General features: G+C 70.9%; 14 protein-coding genes. 8 read left to right on the top strand and 6 right to left on the bottom strand.

The genetic code is table 11. From position 1 onward, the window contains the following. The first annotated feature begins 16 nt into the window (after positions 1-16). Positions 17-2,386, top strand: a complete 2,370-nt coding sequence (gene metE, locus ACTVCO_RS00950) for a 5-methyltetrahydropteroyltriglutamate--homocysteine S-methyltransferase (protein WP_443726512.1) — start codon at positions 17-19, stop codon at positions 2,384-2,386. Positions 2,387-2,461: 75 nt separating this feature from the next. Here metE and ACTVCO_RS00945 read toward each other — a convergent pair whose 3' ends face one another. Next, positions 2,462-3,169: a Type 1 glutamine amidotransferase-like domain-containing protein gene (locus ACTVCO_RS00945; RefSeq protein WP_443726511.1), complete on the bottom strand. Its 708-nt coding sequence runs from the start codon at positions 3,167-3,169 to the stop codon at positions 2,462-2,464. A 170-nt stretch (positions 3,170-3,339) separates the two neighbouring features. Between ACTVCO_RS00945 and ACTVCO_RS00940 the strand changes: the two genes are divergently transcribed. Beyond that, on the top strand, positions 3,340-4,407 hold the full coding sequence (locus tag ACTVCO_RS00940) for a hypothetical protein (protein WP_443726510.1): 1,068 nt from the start codon (positions 3,340-3,342) through the stop codon (positions 4,405-4,407). Here ACTVCO_RS00940 and ACTVCO_RS00935 read toward each other — a convergent pair. Then, on the bottom strand, positions 4,404-5,294 hold the full coding sequence (locus ACTVCO_RS00935) for a formate/nitrite transporter family protein (RefSeq protein ID WP_443726509.1): 891 nt from the start codon (positions 5,292-5,294) through the stop codon (positions 4,404-4,406). The genes ACTVCO_RS00940 and ACTVCO_RS00935 overlap by 4 nt on opposite strands. A 97-nt stretch (positions 5,295-5,391) precedes the next feature. On the opposite strand from ACTVCO_RS00935, the gene ACTVCO_RS00930 reads away from it, so the two are divergent. Next, a complete protein-coding gene (locus tag ACTVCO_RS00930) occupies positions 5,392-6,249 on the top strand; it encodes a sugar phosphate isomerase/epimerase family protein (RefSeq protein ID WP_443726508.1) in 858 nt (285 codons plus the stop codon). 662 nt (positions 6,250-6,911) lie between these two features. Here the strand turns inward: ACTVCO_RS00930 and ACTVCO_RS00925 are convergent. Together ACTVCO_RS00925 and ACTVCO_RS00920 are read right to left on the bottom strand one after the other, a co-directional pair. Further along, positions 6,912-8,459 carry a hypothetical protein gene (locus ACTVCO_RS00925; RefSeq protein WP_443726507.1) on the bottom strand — a complete coding sequence of 516 codons (1,548 nt, stop codon included), beginning with the start codon at positions 8,457-8,459 and terminating at the stop codon, positions 6,912-6,914. Further along, the gene (locus ACTVCO_RS00920) at positions 8,441-9,196 is read right to left on the bottom strand and encodes an ABC transporter ATP-binding protein (protein WP_443726506.1); all 756 of its coding nucleotides are present in this window, start codon (positions 9,194-9,196) and stop codon (positions 8,441-8,443) included. The genes ACTVCO_RS00925 and ACTVCO_RS00920 overlap by 19 nt, the downstream gene beginning before the upstream one ends. A 314-nt stretch (positions 9,197-9,510) precedes the next feature. Between ACTVCO_RS00920 and ACTVCO_RS00915 the strand changes: the two genes are divergently transcribed. The 3 genes from ACTVCO_RS00915 to rlmC all read left to right on the top strand — a co-directional run bounded on the left by ACTVCO_RS00915 (position 9,511) and on the right by rlmC (position 12,717). After that, positions 9,511-11,010, top strand: coding sequence for an SDR family NAD(P)-dependent oxidoreductase (locus ACTVCO_RS00915; protein ID WP_443727129.1), 1,500 nt, complete (start codon positions 9,511-9,513; stop codon positions 11,008-11,010). An 85-nt stretch (positions 11,011-11,095) separates the two neighbouring features. Then, positions 11,096-11,533: a heavy-metal-associated domain-containing protein gene (locus ACTVCO_RS00910; RefSeq protein ID WP_443726505.1), complete on the top strand. Its 438-nt coding sequence runs from the start codon at positions 11,096-11,098 to the stop codon at positions 11,531-11,533. A 32-nt stretch (positions 11,534-11,565) separates the two neighbouring features. Next, positions 11,566-12,717, top strand: a complete 1,152-nt coding sequence (rlmC, locus tag ACTVCO_RS00905; protein WP_443726504.1) for a 23S rRNA (uracil(747)-C(5))-methyltransferase RlmC — start codon at positions 11,566-11,568, stop codon at positions 12,715-12,717. A gap of 71 nt (positions 12,718-12,788) precedes the next feature. On the opposite strand, the gene ACTVCO_RS00900 is transcribed toward rlmC, so the two are convergent. Both ACTVCO_RS00900 and ACTVCO_RS00895 read right to left on the bottom strand, forming a co-directional pair. Next, positions 12,789-14,069, bottom strand: coding sequence for a hemolysin family protein (locus ACTVCO_RS00900; RefSeq protein ID WP_443726503.1), 1,281 nt, complete (start codon positions 14,067-14,069; stop codon positions 12,789-12,791). Positions 14,070-14,221: 152 nt separating this feature from the next. Continuing rightward, positions 14,222-14,638 (bottom strand): (deoxy)nucleoside triphosphate pyrophosphohydrolase, encoded by a 417-nt coding sequence (locus ACTVCO_RS00895; protein ID WP_443726502.1) that lies wholly within the window; start codon positions 14,636-14,638, stop codon positions 14,222-14,224. Positions 14,639-14,849: 211 nt separating this feature from the next. On the opposite strand from ACTVCO_RS00895, the gene ACTVCO_RS00890 reads away from it, so the two are divergent. Beyond that, entirely contained in the window at positions 14,850-15,956 is a 1,107-nt protein-coding gene (locus ACTVCO_RS00890; RefSeq protein ID WP_443726501.1) for an ABC transporter ATP-binding protein, read from the top strand. Beyond that, a complete protein-coding gene (locus tag ACTVCO_RS00885) occupies positions 15,956-16,945 on the top strand; it encodes an ABC transporter permease subunit (RefSeq protein WP_443726500.1) in 990 nt (329 codons plus the stop codon). Before ACTVCO_RS00890 ends, ACTVCO_RS00885 begins: the two co-directional genes overlap by 1 nt. Positions 16,946-17,004 lie beyond the last annotated feature (59 nt).

The raw sequence follows: 17,004 nt of genomic DNA, 5'->3' as shown, positions 1-17,004 counted from the left end.
TCCAGGAGCACGCAGCATGACAACGTCCTCGGGCCTTCGCGCCCCTCTTTCCGGTACATTTCCCGCTTTTCCGACGACGACGGTGCTCGGGTACCCCCGCATCGGCCCCCGCCGCGAGCTCAAGCGCGCGCTTGAGTCCTTCTGGGCCGGTCGCACGAGCGAGGCAGAGCTCTCCGCTGTCGCCGCCGACCTCCGCGCCGCAACCCGTGCGCGCCTCACGAGCCTCGGTCTCACCGAGCCGTCGGCTGTTCCGGCCTCCTTCTCGTTCTACGACCAGGTGCTCGACGCAGCCGTGACCTTCGACGCGCTTCCCGAGCGTTTCGCGCACCTGCGCGCGGCCGACGGAACCCTCGACCTCGCGGGCTATTCGACGCTCGCCCGCGGCGCGGGTGCGCTCGCACCGCTCGAGATGACGAAGTGGTTCGACACGAACTACCACTACCTCGTCCCCGAGATCGGCCCGGCCACAGCCTTCCGGCTCGCGTCGGACAGGCTCGTTGCCGAGGTGGCCGAGGGCATCGCCGAGGGCGTCGTGACGCGTCCCGTGATCGTCGGTCCCGTGACCTTCCTCGCCTTGGCGAAGGCTGCCGACGACGCCCCCGAAGGGTACGAGCCGCTCGACCGGCTCGACGACCTGCTCCCCGCCTACGGTGAACTGCTCGGCCGCCTCGCGGCCGCAGGCGCGCAGTGGGTTCAGCTCGACGAGCCCGCGCTCGTCACCGACACGCTCCGCACCTCGCCCACCGCACTCGCGGTCGCAGCCGAGCGCGCGTATGCGGTGCTCACGGCCGCGAGCGCACGACCCGCGATCCTCCTCGCGGCGCCGTACGGCGAGCTGCGCGAATCACTCGCTGCGGTTGCGACGAGCAACGTCGAGGCGGTCGCGTTCGACCTCGTCAAGGGCGCCGTTCCCGCTGCAGCCGACGATGCGGTGCAGGCGGGCCTTGCACGCAAGACCCTCGTCGGCGGCGTCGTCGACGGCCACAACGTGTGGCGCACGGACCTCGCGAGTGCGATCGATCGTCTCGAGTCGCTGCGTGCCCTGAGCGGCACGGTTGCGGCTGCAACGTCGACGTCGCTCCAGCACGTGCCGCACACTCTCGCCGCCGAGACTCAGCTCAACGAGGGCCTGCGGGCATGGCTCGCGTTCGCGGACGAGAAGGTCGCCGAGGTCGCGGTGCTGGGCCGCGCGCTCACGTCGGGCAGTGACGCGGTTGCGACTGAGGTCGAGGCCGCGAGCGCGGCCCTTGCCGCGCGCGCCGTCGCGGCGGGAGTGCAGGACGACGCTGTCCGCGCCCGGTCCGCAGCCGTGACGACTGCGGACCGCGAACGCGGCGACGTTGCCGAGCGCCGTGCCGCGCAGGCGGAGCGGCTGCAGTTGCCGCCGCTCCCGACAACGACGATCGGCTCGTTCCCGCAGACGGTCGAGATCCGCAAGGCGCGTGCCGCGCACGCGCGGGGCGAGCTCGCGACCGACGCGTACGAGGCCGCGATGCGCGCCGAGATCGAGCGCGTCGTCCGGCTCCAGGAAGAGCTGGGGCTCGACGTGCTCGTGCACGGCGAGGCTGAACGCAACGACATGGTCCAGTACTTCGCGGAGCTGCTCGACGGGTTCGCGGTGACCGAGAACGGCTGGGTGCAGTCCTACGGCTCACGCTGCACGCGTCCGTCGATCCTCTGGGGCGACGTGTCGCGCCCCGCACCCATGACGGTCGGCTGGACAACATACGCGCAGTCGCTCTCCGACAAGCCCGTCAAGGGCATGCTCACGGGCCCCGTGACGATCATGGCGTGGTCGTTCGTGCGCGACGACGTGCCCGCGCGCGAGGTCGCCGACCAGATCGGGCTCGCGCTGCATGACGAGGTCGCCGACCTTGAGGCCGCGGGGATCGCCGTCGTCCAGGTCGACGAGCCTGCGCTGCGCGAGCTCCTGCCGCTGCGTCGTGAGGCGCACGCGGACTACCTCGCGTGGTCGGTCGGGTCGTTCCGCCTCGCGACCGCAGGGGCTGCAGCCTCGACGCAGGTGCACACGCACCTGTGCTACTCCGAGTTCGGCGAGGTCATCGGCGCGATCGACGCCCTCGACGCCGACGTCACCTCGATCGAGGCGGCGCGCTCACGCATGGAAGTGCTCGACGAGCTGCGCGCGGCGGGCTTCGACCGGGGCGTCGGGCCAGGTGTCTACGACATCCACTCCCCACGCGTGCCATCGGCCGCGGAGATCTCCGAGCTGCTCGCGCTCGCTCTCGAGTCCGTCGACCCGCGCCTGCTGTGGGCCAACCCGGACTGCGGCCTCAAGACGCGCGGCTACGCGGAGACGGAAAAGTCGCTGCGGCACCTCGTCGAGGCGACACGGCAGGCGCGGGCGATGCTGGGCACGGCCTAACCAGCCCTGCCCCGTACGGCTCGGACTGTGAGGGCCCCTGCACCGTGTCCCGGTGCAGGGGCCCTCACAGTCACCTCACACGAGCGTCACCTGCTGCGCGACGACCGTCGCTCCCCCCTGACCGTCGGGCTCGACCCGATAGGTCACCGCACCAGGACGCTCGGCAAGGTGCGCGCGCACGACGCCGTCGACGACGTGCACGGCCGCTCCGTCGTCGGCCGCCCAGCCTGCTGGGAGCGCGCCCGACGCGACCGCGGCGGCATAGTCACCGACACGGTCCTCGCCGTCGGCGTGCGGGCAGAAGCTGCCCTCGACGAACCCCGTCCCACCGCGCCACGGCACGACCACCGGCCCGAACGAGTCAGTCGTGCACCCCTCGAACCAACAGTTCGCCCCGGCAGACAGACCCGCGAGCACGAGGTCACGCTCCGCAGCGAGCCGCCGGAGTTCGCGCGTCACTCCGTGGAGCTCCCACAGCGCGACAAGATTGACCGTGCTGCCGCCACCCACCATGAGGACGTCGACGCCCTCGAGCGTGCGCGCAACGGACTGCGCCCCGTCGGCGACGAGCCGCAGCACTCGCGTCTCGCAGTCGAGCGGAGCGTAGGCGGCCTCGAACCGTTCGATGTAGGGCGTCGCGTCACCGCTCGCGGTCGGGACGAAGCACACCGTCGGCCGGTCGGATCCAGACAGCGCGAGCGCATGGCGGTCGAGCGCGGTCGCCCCGTGACCGTCGGACATCGAGAAGCCGCCGCCCCCGAGGGCGAGCACGTGCGTCGTCATCGCTCCACCCCACCATCCCCGGACGCAGGTTGCACGTTCATTCCGGTACGGGGCCGTCAGGAACCTCCGGGTGGACCGAACGTGGCCGACGCCACGTCCCGCAGAACATGCCCCACGGTGCGGTCCCGTCCTCTTCACGCGAGGTCCACGGCCGCTCACTAGAGTTGTCGATGATGAGTTCGCGCCCCTCACACCCGCACCGGCCGTCGGACGACCAGGTCACCCCGACGACCGCGTCGTCGCGCCCGCAGCCAGCCATGCCCGCGCGGCCCTCGACCGTGCAGATTGTGGCGAGCGTGCTCACGGCCGTGACCTCGACCGTCGCGCTGTCCTATCTCGGGGTTGCCGGGACGCTCATTGGCGCGGCGGCTGCCGCGATCCTCACGGCGTTCGCGAACTACGCCTACACGCGCTCCCTCGTGCGCACACAGGTCGTCGTCACGCAGCTGGCGCCGCGCTACCTGCGCACGTCGTCGTCGGCCGAGGAGACCGCGGTGCTCGAGCCTTCACGCGTGCCGCCGCCCACCGAGGTTGCGTCGACGGGACTGCTCGAGCCGGTCGTCACGACGGACGTCATTCCTCTTGCGGCAGCGCCCGAGGTTGCTGTGGTCACGCGTGAGACCCCCCTCGTCGTGCCCGTCGGCCCTCAGCTCGATCGCGCCACGTCCGCGCCCGGACGCACGGTCGCAGCCGACGCTCCGACCCTCGCCGAGGGTCGGGCGCTCATGGCGCCCGCGCGCCGCAGCGCGAGGCGCGCGTTCGGGATCGTCGCCGTCACGACGTTCCTCGTCATCGTGCTCACGCTCACCGTCGTCGAGCTCGGGCTGGGTCGACCGCTCTCGAAGGCGCTGCGGGGGGTTGAGGGCTCGGGCACGACGATCACTCGCGTTCGCGAGCGGGTACGGCCCGCACCGACGACGCCTCCGGCCGATGAGCCGACGCGCGCACCGGTCCCCACCGAGACGCCCACGGAGTCGCCGACTCCCGTGCCCTCCCCGACCGTGACGGACGAGCCGACCGTCCCGCCGACGGACGAGCCGACGGACGTCCCCACCGTCGAGCCGACGGACCCCGCGTCGCCTGGCCCCGCATCGCCCGGCCCGACGACGGAGCCGACCGACCTCTCCACAGACGCGCCCACGGTCGCACCCGCGTTCCCGGAGCCCACGGGCACGCCCGTCCCTTCTCCGGCGCCCCCGCTGTCTGACGCCGACACGGCCGAGCCGGCCGTCGACTAGCTCGGCTGGTCGCTCCCCGCGGCGCGGTCCCGTGCGTCGCCGACCTCGCTCAGGCCCGCGCGGCGACGTCGCACAGGGTCGTTCGCGTACGCGTAGTACCAGCCGATGAGCAGCCCGCCACCAACGAAGTTGCCGAGCAGTGCGACGCCCACGTTCGCGGCCGCCGCCCCGAGCGACACCCCGGCGTGGAGGCCCTCGACCATGAACAGCACCGTGTTGGCGACCGAGTGCTCAAAGCCGAGGAACGCGAAGAGCATGACCGCGACGTTCATCGCGACGACCTTGACGCCGTCGGAGCTCACGAGCCCGTTGTAGACGAGCAGCATCGAGAGGTTGATGAGGAAGTTGCAGAAGACGGCGCGGACGAAGAGGTCAGCGATGCCGTCGAACCCACCCGTGACGAACGCGAGCTTCGTCTCCACGGCGCGAGTGACGAGGTCGCCCGCGGACCCGTCGAGCAGCGTCGAGGCTGACACGAGCCCCGCGATGACGAGCCCGCCAAGCGCGTTGCCGAGCAGGCACAGCGCGAGCAGGCCACCCATGCGACTCACGCGCATGCGCCGGTAGTACACGGCGATCGTCGTGATCATCATGTTCGACGTGAGCAGCTCGGAGCGCGTGTAGTAGATGAATGTGAGCGCGAAGCCGAAGACGATCGCGCCCGCGAGCCGACCGATCGTGCCCAGCCCGGGGTCGACCGCGACGAACGCCGCGATGATCGCGTAGTTGGCGAGGTAGAAGACACCGATGATCAGGCCCGCCATCGCGGCGCGCATGAGGTAGACCCGAGTGAGCCAACGGGACATCTCCGCCTTGGTGTCGGCGGCGTCGAGGACGGTCGAGACGAACGTCGTCCCCGGGAAGAGGCTCTCGCGGTCGGCAGGCATGCCCCCATCGTTGCGGACGCGAGGCCCTTCCGACCAGCGCGGCCACGAACGGGCCGCGCCCGCGACGACCGGGCGGCCCCGGACTACTGTGGACGACATGGCTGGTGAACCGTCAGCGCGACCCCACGTGACCCTGTCGACCGCGAGCGTCTACCCACGTAAGGCACCGATCGCGTTCGAGCTCGCGGCCGAGCTCGGGTACGACGGTGTCGAGGTCATGGTGTGGAACGACAAGATCTCGCGCGACGATCTTGCGCTCGCGCAGCTCTCGCGCGAGACGGGCATGCCCATCCGGTCCGTGCACGCGCCGACGCTCATCGTCTCGCAGCAGGTGTGGGGCACGAAGCCGGGTCACAAGCTTGCCAAGACCGTCGACATGGCCCTCACCCTGGGAGCGTCGACGGTCGTCGTGCATCCACCGTTCGCGTGGCAGCGCGGCTATTCACGGCACTTCGCGGAGCAGGTGCGCGCACTGTCGGAGGACTCCGGGCTGACGATCGCGGTCGAGAACATGTATCCGTGGCGGGGTCGCAAACGCGAGTACATGGGCTACCTGCCGGGCTGGGACCCGACGGAGCACGACTACGACCGCGTCACCCTCGACGTCTCGCACGCGGCAACATCCCGGCAGTCGTGCGTGGATCTCGCGGCACTCTTCGGGCCGCGGCTCGCGCACGTTCACCTCACCGACGGCACGGACTCGGGCTTCGACGAGCACCTCGTGCCCGGTCGCGGTACGCAACCCGTGCGCGAGCTGTTGCAGACGCTCGCGCGCGACGAGTTCGACGGCGACGTCGTCGTCGAGATCGGGACGCGCAAGGCTCGTGACGCGACGGAGCGTCGCGCCGACCTCGCGCAGTCGCTGCACTTTGCGCGCACCTACCTCACGCCGGGGAAGCCCGCGGAGTTCACCCCGGCGCCCGAGCATCACCGCCCCGAGTCGCCCTGGGTGTAGCGACGCCCGGGGGTCCACATGAGCCGCGCGGACCCCCGCCGACCCGCTCGAGTTCCTTGCGCCCCCGCACCCCCCAAGGGTGCGCCAGCGCAACCAACCCGGCCCCCGCACCCCACCCCCGCCAGCCCGTCCGAGTACCTTGCGTCCCAGCACCCCCCAGGGGTGCGCACACGCAACCAACCCGACTCGCCCGGGCCGTCCGACACCGGGCACACCGCCAAACGCGGGCCAACTCCGTCGGGCCCCACCCCGGTGGTGCCGTCCCGAGTTCCTTGCGCCCCCGCACCCCCCAGGGGTGCGCCAGCGCAACCAACCCGGCCCCCGCACCCCACCCCCGCCAACCCGTCCGAGCACCTTGCGCCCCCGCACCCCCCAGGGGTGCGCACACGCAACCAACCCGACTCGCCCGGGCCGTCCGGCACCGGGCACACCGCCAAACGCGGGCCAACTCCGTCGGGCACCACCCCGGTGGTGCCGTCCCGAGTTCCTTGCGCCCCCGCACCCCCCAAGGGTGCGCCAGCGCAACCAACCCGGCCCCCGCACCCCACCCCCGCCAACCCGTCCGAGCACCTTGCGCCCCCGCACCCCCCAGGGGTGCGCCAGCGCAACCAACCCGGCTCGCACCGGGCGCGATGCGTTCCGGTCTAGCGATGCGTCTCGGGCTAGAAGGAACGGAGCCGTTCGAGCAGGTCGGGGCTGGTCGCGTCGAGTCGCCGCGCCCCGAACGCGACACCTCCGGTGAGCGCAGCGAGCCCGATGGCGAGCCCGATCGCGGCGGCACCCCAGCCGATCGTCGCTGAGTCACGCACGAGCGAGAGCACAGCAAGCACTCCCGCTGGCGCGAGCACGACGATGAGGACGAGCGTGCCCACGCCCTGGGAGATCATCGCGGCCATCGAGCCACCTTGTTTCGAGGCGAACGGGTTGTCACCGGGTTCGTTGACGGGGAAGACCACGAGCGCTGAGACGACTGAGGCGAGCCCGAGCGAGGCAAGGAGCGCCGCGACGCTCACGCCGAGGATCGCGGGCGTCGTCTCCCAGCGTCCTGTGCGGGCGACGCTCCAGAGGACGGACGCGCCGGTGAGCACAAGCGCCGGGGCCCCGATCGCGACGACGCGCGCCCAACGGTCGGCGACCCCGCGCATCGGTGCGGCGACGTGCGTCCAGAACGCGGTCGAGTCGAGGGCGACGTCGACGGAGATCGCCCAGCCGCACGTCCAGGCGACGATCGGTCCCATGAGCAGGAGCCAGCTGCTCTGACCTGCGAGGAGCGTGCCCACGAGCACGATGACCGGGATCGACAGGAGCGAGGTGAGGTAGCGCGGGTCACGGACCCAGTAGGTGAGGCAGCGCGCGAGAATTGCGCCGAACTGGGAGTCCGGGACGCGTCCGAGGACGCCGAGGCCGCGGCTGTGTCCCGACGACGTGTGGGCGGGTCGGCCCGTCGACGTGCGGAGCGTGCGACGCCACCACAGCACGAGCAGGGATGGCGTCGCGACGGCGATCGCCAGATGCCCGGCGAACGCGCCCCATTGACCTGCCGCGATGTCGGCGGGCAGGGCGAACGCCGCACCGAACGGTGTCCACGAGAGCCACGGGGCGGCCGTGAGCGCGAGTTCTCCGAAGTTGAGCTCGAACTCGCCGAACAGGAGCGGCGTGAGTCCGAGGCCAGACATGCCGAGGACGACGACGCCGACGAGGACGTCGCGACCGCGTCGTCCTTCGACGAGCGGGCGCGCGGCCGACGTCGTTGCGCGACCTCCGACGACGGCGGTGACGACGCCGAGCGGGACCGCGACGAGCGCAACCGCTGCCGCTGCGGGCGCGGTGATCCAGGCGGCGACGGCGCCGAGCGCGGCGAGCACCGTGAAGACACCCCCGGGGCCGAGGAGCGTGGCGACGGACGTGCCGAGAATCAGGTCGCGCGTGGTGAGCGGGAACTGGGCGAGTCGCCGTGGGTCGAACGTGTCGTCCAGTCCGAAGGCGAGGAGAGGTCCGACGGCCCAGCCGAGGACGAGCATCGATCCACCAACGATGATCTCGGCAGAGAGGTCGTGCTGCAGCCCTGCGAAGAGGCCACCCAGGAGCATGAGCGCGCCGCCGCCGAGCGCGTAGAGCATCGCGATGACCGAGCCGATCGCCTGCCACACGCTCCGGCGGAGAGTGCCGAGGTAGGTCTGCCAGCGCAGGCTCAGGAGCTGTGCAACCACTCGAGGCCTTCCCCGGTGCGGCGTCCGCCGACGAGCTCGACGAAGCGGTCCTCGAGGCTGACGCCCGCGCGGACGTCGTCGACCGTGCCGGCGGCGAGGACGCGCCCGGCGGCAAGGACCGCGACGTGGTCGCACATGCGCTCGACAAGGTCCATGACATGGGAGGACACGATGACGGTGCCGCCCGTGCGCACGTAGTCGGCAAGGATCGCACGGATCGACGCGGCCGAGACGGGGTCGACGGCTTCGAAGGGCTCGTCGAGCACGAGGAGTCGCGGGGCGTGGACGAGCGCGCATGCGAGCGCGATCTTCTTCGTCATGCCGGCGGAATAGTCGGCGACGAAGGTCTCGGCGTCGGCCTCGAGGTCGAGGGCGCGCAGCAGCGTGAGGGCGCGTTCGTACGCGGTCGCGCGCGGGATGCGGTGGAGCATCCCCGCGTGGACGACGAGCTGCAGACCGGTGAGGCGGTCGAAGAGACGCACGCCGTCGGGAAGGACGCCGAGCAGCGACTTGCCGGCGACCGGGTCGGCCCACAGGTCGGTGCCGCGCACGGTGACGCGCCCTGCGTCCGGTCGCAGGAGGCCCGTCGCCATCGAGAGCGTCGTCGTCTTGCCTGCCCCGTTGGGGCCGACGAGACCGTAGAAGGAACCGGTCGGCACTGCGAGGTCGACACGGTCGACCGCGACCTTCGTGCCGAACGTCTTGCGCAGGCCCTCGAGCCCGAGCGCGACATCCATGTGCTGTCCCTTCTGCCGACAGCGGGGCGCCGTCGTCCAGGTTGACGCTATCGCGAGCCACCGACGACCGGCGCGCGCGCTCGCCCGCCCACCAATGGCTTGCGCCCACGCACCACCACGGGGTGCGCCCACGCAAGCAACCGACCACCGGAGCACGCGCGCGCCTCACCCAGACCAGTGACTTGCGCCCATGCACCCCTAGGAGGTTCGCCCACGCAAGCAACCGGCTCTGCACCCGGCATCAACCAATGCTGGGTGCAGAAGCGCACCCGGGGTGCGCCAGCGATGTGTCCGGCGTCATTGCGCGCTCAGGGATACTTGAGCACGTGTCTGCCACCCCCCAGCTGAGCCCTGACGAACTGGCGCGCGCGCTCGAGGTCCTTGAGGCCGCGAACGCGCTGCCGCCCGAGCACCCCGACAAGGTCGCGCTCCAGCGTGCCACGGCCAAGCTCTACAAGACGGTGAAGAAGCAGCGCCGCGACGAGGCGAAGGCCGCGATCCAGGACGCCGACCGCGCGGTCATCGAGGCGACCGCCACGGGCGCGCCGACGCGGATCGACGACGAGACCGAGGGCATCGATATCCGTCCCGGCTCGGCTCAGGGCAACTTCGCGGGACGCCTCTCGAAGCCGCAGGGCTGCTACGTGTGCAAGCAGCCCTACCAGGACATCGACGTCTTCTACCACCAGCTCTGCCCCAGCTGCGCGGCAGAGAACCGTGCCCGGCGCGACGCACGCACGGACCTCACGGGCCGTCGCGCACTGCTCACGGGCGGGCGCGCGAAGATCGGCATGTACATCGCGCTGCGTCTCCTGCGCGACGGCGCGCACCTGACGATCACGACGCGCTTCCCCAACGACGCCGTCCGCCGTTACGCGCAGATGGATGACGCGGCCGACTGGATCCACAACCTCAAGGTCGTCGGCATCGACCTGCGGGACCCCGCACAGGTCATGGCGCTCGCCGACGACGTCGCGGCCGAGGGGCCGCTCGACATCCTCATCAACAACGCCGCGCAGACCGTGCGCCGCTCCCCTGGCGCGTACGCGCCGCTCGCCGCGGCCGAGTCTGCGCCGCTCCCCGAGCTCCCCTACCTGCCGCCCGTGACGACGTACGGTCGGTCGGTCGACGCGCACCCGGCGGCGCTCGAGGCGTCCGTGCGCGCGGGCGGACGCGACCATGGCGTGCCGGTCTCGACGCACGTCGAGGAGTCCGTCACGGCTCCCGGGCTGCTGACGAAGCTTGCGCTCACCGCTGGCTCGTCGTCCCTCGACCGGGTCGCGACGGGCACGGCGATCGACGCGGGCGGCCTCGTGCCCGACCTTGTCTCGCAGAACTCGTGGGTCGACAAGGTCGACCAGGTGGACCCGCTCGAGATGCTCGAGGTCCAGCTGTGCAACGAGACGGCGCCGTTCATCCTCGTCTCGCGGCTGCGCGCCTCCCTCGCGGCGTCCCCCGCCCGGCGCACGTACATCGTCAACGTCTCGGCGATGGAGGGCCAGTTCAACCGCGGCTACAAGGGCCCGGGCCACCCGCACACGAACATGGCGAAGGCCGCGGTCAACATGTTGACGCGCACGAGCTCGCGCGAGATGTTCGAGTCCGACCAGATCCTCATGACGAGCGTCGACACGGGCTGGATCACGGACGAGCGTCCGCACACGACGAAGGCGCGCCTGCACGAAGAGGGCTTCCACGCACCGCTCGATCTTGTCGACGGCGCCGCCCGGGTCTACGACCCGATCGTGCGCGGCGAGGCGGGCGAGGACGTCTTCGGTGTCTTCCTCAAGGACTACAAGCCCTACCCCTGGTGACGATGAGGCTCATGCGTCGCACCGCTGACGGCCGCCCGGTGCGAGAATGGGAATGCTTCCGCCGGCCCTGAACGTTGGAGATCACATGCCTACCATCACCACACTCGACGTCACCGGCATGACCTGTGGCCACTGCGTGTCCGCCGTGACGAAGGAGCTTGAGGCCGTCGCCGGCGTCAAGAACGTCTCGGTCGACCTCAACGTGGGTGAGGCGTCCGAGGTGACGATCCTCTCTGACGCTGCCCTCTCGGAGGACTCGCTGCGCGCAGCCATCGACGAGGCCGGCTACGAGGTTGCCGGCGTCTCGACGCACGGCAGCGCCCAGGAGTTCTCGCAGCTCGCCGACACGCGTTCCGAGGTCTACGCGGGGACGAGCCACATCGGCTCGGGCTCTGCGACGGCCGCAGGCCCGGTGGGTATCACGCTCACGCCGCGTGAGGACATCGACGCCGCCGTCCTCGAGCAGTCGGACGCCCCGGCCGCGGGTGGCTGCGGCTGCGGCGGGTGCGGCTGCGGTAGCTGACCCCTTCGGGTCACTTCTCGTTGCGCCGGCCCATGCACTGCGACTACTTCGACGCTGGCGTCTGCCGGTCGTGCACCCATCTCGGTGTGCCGTACCCGCAGCAGCTCGCGGCGAAGGACGCGCACGCTCGGCTGTTGCTCGCCGACGTCCCGTCGGCGGTTGATGCCACCTGGTTGACGCCCGTGGCCTCGCCCCCGGCTGGCTTCCGCAACAAGGCGAAGATGGTCGTGGGCGGGACGGTCGCGGCGCCGACGCTCGGGATCCTCGACGAGGCGGGACGCGGCGTCGACCTGCGCGGATGCGGCTTGCACGAGGAGCCGCTCGCTGCGGCGCTGCCGGCCATTGCGGAGTTCGTCACGCGCGCTCGGCTCGAGCCGTACGACGTTCCCGCGCGCACGGGTGAGCTCAAGCACGTGCTCGTGACGTTGTCAGCGGACGACGAGCTCATGGTGCGGCTCGTCGTGCGGTCGACCGAACCTGAGGCTCGGGTGCGCAAGCACCTGCCCTGGCTGCTTGCGGCCCTGCCGGGCCTGCGCGTCGTCACTCTCAACGTCCAGCCGGAGCACAAGGCCGTGCTCGAGGGTGACCGAGAGATCGTCCTGACCGAGGCGTCGTCCCTGCTCATGCGGGTCGGTGGTGTCGGGCTGCACCTGCGGCCGCGCTCGTTCTTCCAGACGAACACCCCGGTCGCTGCTGCCCTCTACGACCTCGGCGCTGCGTGGGTCGGGGCCGCGAACCCGCGCAGCGTCTGGGACCTGTACTGCGGTGTCGGAGGCTTTGCGTTGCGCGCAGCCGGCGAGGGCCGCGACGTGCTGGGGGTCGAGGTGAGCGAGGAGGCCGTCGCGTCGGCTGCGCTCACGGCACGCGAGCACGGGCTCGACGCACGTTTTCTTGCGGCCGACGCGACAGCGTTCGCGCTCGCCGCGGCCCCGAGCGACGTCCCCGACATGGTCGTCGTCAACCCGCCTCGGCGCGGGGTCGGTGCCGAGCTCGCGCACTGGCTCGAGTCGTCAGCGGTCTCGGACGTCATCTACTCGAGCTGCAATGCTCTCACCCTGGCCAAGGACCTCCGCGCGATGCCGTCCCTGCGGGTTCTGGAGGCGCAGGTGCTCGACATGTTCCCGCAGACGTCCCACTACGAGGTTGCGGTCCACCTCACGCGCGCAGGGCGCCCCGCGCGCTAGACCCCAGGGGGCTCGGGTCGGACTGGCCGGGTTCTCCGCGGCCGGCCCCCGGGGTCAGCCCGTGCTCGCCGTCAGTGGGGAAGCGCTGGGAGGGTGACCTCGAGGGCGCGGATGCGGCGAGCTTCGACCTCGCTGACGCGCAGGATCGCCTCACCGACGACGACCTCGTCGCCCACCTCGGCGAGGCGCCCCAGTCGGTCGATGACGAACCCGGCGGCGGTCTCGTACGGGCCGTCCTCGAGCTCGACGCCCGTCTCTTCAGCGAACTCCTCGATCGTCACGCCTGCGTCGACCCGCGCGATGCCGTCGGCAGCGCGGATGTGAGCGGGCTCAGCCTCGTCGTACTCGTCGCGGATGTCGCCCACGAGCTCCTCGACGAGGTCCTCGAGCGTGACGATCCCGTCCGTGCCGCCGTACTCGTCGACGACGACGGCGATGTGGACGCCGTCGCGCCGCATCTGCGACATCGCCGGCAGCAGGCGGTTCGTGCTCGGCAGCAGCAGGATCTCGCGCGTGAGGTCTCGCACGTGGACGCCGGGTGCTGCCCGCAACAGGTCTCGCACGTGCAAGAACCCAAGGACGTCGTCGAAGTTCTCGCCGATCACGGGGTAGCGCGAGTACGGCGCGTCCGCGACGACGTCGAGGGCACCGGCTGCGGTGAGGTCGGCGCTCATGAACGCGACCTCGGTGCGAGGACGCATGACCTCCGCGAGGGACCTCGCGCCCGCGTCGAGCACGTCGCCGAGGATCCGCTTCTCGTCAGGTGCCAGGCCCTCGTGCCCCGTGACGATCCCGCGCAGCTCTTCGTCGCTCATCTCGTCGCCGGACGCGTCCGGGTCACCGCCGAGGAGGCGCACGACGCCGTTCGTCGACTTGGACAGCGTCCAGACGACGGGGCGCATGAGGCGCGCGAACACGTCGAGCGGCGGGCCGACGGCACGCGCGAGCTTCTCGGTGTGCTGCATCGCGAGACGCTTGGGGACGAGCTCGCCCAGGACGAGCGACAGGTAGGCGATGAGGAGCGTCAGACCGATGAGGGACGTCGTCGAGGCTGCGCTTGCTGACAGGCCGAGCGACGTGAGCAGCGGAGCGAAGTCGGGAGCGAGGGTCGAGGCCCCGTAGGCCGCTGAGAGGAACCCGGCGACGGTCACGCCGATCTGGACGGCGGCAAGGAAGCGGTTGGGATCGCGCGCGAGCCGCGCGGTGCGGGCGGCTCGTCCGCCCTCCCTCTCCATCTTGTCGACCTGCCCCTCACGGAGCGAGACGAGCGCAAGCTCGGTTGCGGCAAAGACGCCGCCGACAAGGACGAAGACGACGACCAGCAGGACGTTGAGCACCGTGTCCTGATCCATCAGGCCACCCTCCCGGTCATCGAGGAGAGGGGGCCCGAGGTACTACTGCCAGAGTCATCCATGTCAGTCAGTAGAAGATGCACGCGCCAGCCGAGTCAAGATGAGCCCGTGGGATGTGCAACAGCCCACACAGCCGCCACCTGGGGGCGGGGCTATCGCAGCAGGATCGGCCGCAGCGCGTCGACGATCTCGACGTCACCGTCGAGCCACGGCACGTCGTCGAGGGTCGCGGCGTCGAGCCAGCGCAGCTCGTCGTGCTCGGTGAGGGGAACCGGCTCGGGGCTCGCGAGCGTCGCGAACCACAGCCGCATGGTGTGTCGCTCCGTGACGTGCCATCCGTCGGCGTGCGGGCCCGCGAGCTCGGTCCCGATCTCGACAGCGACCGCGAGCTCCTCGTGGAGCTCGCGACGAAGCGCCCCGAGGACGCTCTCGCCGGGTTCGACCTTGCCCCCGGGAAACTCCCACCGGCCGGCGAGTCGCTCCGGACGGACCCTGCGCGCACCGAGCACGCGCGTCGGTGCCACGAGGTCGTCGACGATGATCGCCGCGACGACCCGGGTGCGTTCCATGCGTGACATTCTGCCAGTTCGCCGTCACCCGGCGTCGCAGACGCCCACGCGGCGAGTATGCGCCCCAGGGGTGAGGTGCGGCGCACCCAGAACGGGGACACGTCCCCCAGAACGCGACGCCTCACCCGCTGTCCCACTAGTCTCCGAGGGGCGGCGGTCGCACGGACCTGCTGCGATGCGCGGCCATCGGGGCCGACAGAGACGGGGGACCATGACGACGACGTTCGACGGCGCCTCACCAGGCGACCTTGCGATCTCCACGCGCAACCTGCGCAAGACGTACCGGAGCGCGACCGGGCGACGCTCGGTCGCCGTCCAAGGCCTTGACCTCGACGTCCCGCTCGGGGGCGTCCACGGCTTCCTCGGCCCCAACGGCTCGGGCAAGACGACCTCGATCCGCATGCTTCTCGGCCTCATCCACGCCGACGCCGGCACGATGAACATCCTCGGCTACACGATCCCGCGCCAACTGCCCGAGGTCATCGGGCGCATCGGCGCGATCGTTGAGCAGCCGAAGTTCTTCCCGACGATGTCCGCGCGTCGCAACCTCGAGATCCTCGCCAAGGGAATCGGCGCGCCGGAGCGCGCTGTCGCTCAGGTGCTCGAGGACGTCGGCCTGACGGACCGCGGCAAGGACCTCTTCAAGACGTACTCGCTCGGTATGAAGCAGCGCCTCGCGATCGCAGCGACCCTGCTGAAGAACCCAGACCTCCTCATCTTCGACGAGCCGACCAACGGCCTCGACCCCGCCGGGATCCACGAGATCCGCGAGACCATGCGCTCGCTCGGTGCCTCGGGCAAGACCGTCCTCGTCTCGAGCCACATCCTCAGCGAGGTCGAGCACGTGGCTGACACCGTGACGATCATCGGCCGGGGCCGCACGCTCGCACAGGGCCGCGTCAAGGACCTGCTCGCCTCCCAGGCGACGACGACCATCCGTGTCGGCATCGATCAGCCGGACGCCGCCGAGCGTGTGCTGCGCGAGGGCGGCCTCGGGGTGAGCCGCGACGGCGTGATGCTCGCAGTGACGGGAGTTGATGACCCGGCCGAGATCACCCGCCGTCTCGCCCACCACGACCTGTGGGTCTCTGAGCTCGTCGCTCAGCGTGCCGGTCTTGAGGCGTTCTTCCTTGAGCTCACCGCAGGCGAGGGTCCGGGTACGACTGCCGGGGTTCCCCAGACTCCGCACACCCCGGGCATGCACGCCGCACCTGCCTCCCCGGCAGCGGCAGCGGCAGCACCACCGGCCGGCGCTCCCCAACCGCCACCGGCCAGCCCCTACGGCCGACCGACGAACACCGAGGGAGGCGAGGCGTGATGCGACTCATCGCAGCTGAAGTCCTCCGCGCCCGGTCCCGCCGCGCGACCTGGATCATCCTCGCGGGCCTCGTCGGCCTGTGCTTCATCTTCCTCGTGGGCAACTTTGCCTCGACGAAGATGCCCGACGCCGCAGAGACGGCTCGCGCCCAGACCCAGTACGAGGCCGACCTCGCGATGTGGCAGCAGTCCCACCAGGCAGATTATGCAGGCTGCGTGGAGGGAGCCAAGGAGCAGGGTGTGAGCGCCGAGGACTGGGGCTGCGAAGGCATCCTCGAGCCGCCGAAGCTCCAGTACTACACGTGGATTCCTGACGGCTTCGCCGAGCGTGTCGGCAGCGAGACCTCAGGTCTGCTCTCGCTCGCTGCTGCGCTCATGGTCCTGCTCGGTGCCTCGCTCACGGCGGCGGAATTCTCGACGGGGTCGCTCGGCAACTGGCTGACCTTCGCCCCGCGCCGTACGCCTGTCTTCTTCTCCAAGCTCGCCTCCGCGGCGGTGGTCGCCTTCGGCGCTGCCGTGCTCGTCGCCGCCCTCGGCATCCTGGGGACGGCCGCGTGGACGTCGCTCCGCGGAATCCCGTCGGACGCGCCGCTCGACACAGCCAAGCTCGCGGGCGTCGTGGCGCGTTCCGTCGGGGTCGTCATCGTTGGCGGTGCGGTCGGCGCGGCGCTCGGGGCACTGCTTCGTCACACAGCCGCCGTGATCGGCGTCGTCGGCGGGTACTTCGTCGTGGTCGAGGCGGTCTTTGCGGGGATGTTCTGGCAGTCGGGGCTGCACCGCTGGTTCCTGTCGACCCAGCTCAGCGCCGTGATGAACGGGAAGGCGTCGTACTACATCGAGGTCTGCAAGCCGGATCCCGACGGATATATGGCGTGTGAGAGTATCGAGAAGTTCGTCACGGGCGGCGAGGCCGCCGTCTTCCTCGGCGCGGTCGTCACGCTGCTCATCGTGCTCTCGTGGGTCGTCTTCCGACGCCGCGACGTGCACTAACCACCTGGCTGGGTTGCCTTCCCCCGAGACAACCCGGGCAACGGCGGGCGCTTCCTCAC

It is taken from the genome of Sanguibacter sp. A247, assembly GCF_052324925.1.
Classification (GTDB): domain Bacteria; phylum Actinomycetota; class Actinomycetes; order Actinomycetales; family Cellulomonadaceae; genus Flavimobilis.
This window is presented reverse-complemented; position numbering and strand designations above follow the sequence as displayed.

Coding starts and splice junctions, on each gene's coding strand:
- ACTVCO_RS00900 (WP_443726503.1), bottom strand. CDS start 14,069: ATGGATCAGGACACGGTGCTCAACGTCCTGCTGGTCGTCGTCTTCGTC.
- ACTVCO_RS00910 (WP_443726505.1), top strand. CDS start 11,096: ATGCCTACCATCACCACACTCGACGTCACCGGCATGACCTGTGGCCAC.
- ACTVCO_RS00940 (WP_443726510.1), top strand. CDS start 3,340: ATGATGAGTTCGCGCCCCTCACACCCGCACCGGCCGTCGGACGACCAG.
- ACTVCO_RS00930 (WP_443726508.1), top strand. CDS start 5,392: ATGGCTGGTGAACCGTCAGCGCGACCCCACGTGACCCTGTCGACCGCG.
- ACTVCO_RS00945 (WP_443726511.1), bottom strand. CDS start 3,169: ATGACGACGCACGTGCTCGCCCTCGGGGGCGGCGGCTTCTCGATGTCC.
- ACTVCO_RS00935 (WP_443726509.1), bottom strand. CDS start 5,294: ATGCCTGCCGACCGCGAGAGCCTCTTCCCGGGGACGACGTTCGTCTCG.
- rlmC (WP_443726504.1), top strand. CDS start 11,566: ATGCACTGCGACTACTTCGACGCTGGCGTCTGCCGGTCGTGCACCCAT.
- ACTVCO_RS00885 (WP_443726500.1), top strand. CDS start 15,956: ATGCGACTCATCGCAGCTGAAGTCCTCCGCGCCCGGTCCCGCCGCGCG.
- ACTVCO_RS00890 (WP_443726501.1), top strand. CDS start 14,850: ATGACGACGACGTTCGACGGCGCCTCACCAGGCGACCTTGCGATCTCC.
- ACTVCO_RS00895 (WP_443726502.1), bottom strand. CDS start 14,638: ATGGAACGCACCCGGGTCGTCGCGGCGATCATCGTCGACGACCTCGTG.
- ACTVCO_RS00920 (WP_443726506.1), bottom strand. CDS start 9,196: ATGGATGTCGCGCTCGGGCTCGAGGGCCTGCGCAAGACGTTCGGCACG.
- metE (WP_443726512.1), top strand. CDS start 17: ATGACAACGTCCTCGGGCCTTCGCGCCCCTCTTTCCGGTACATTTCCC.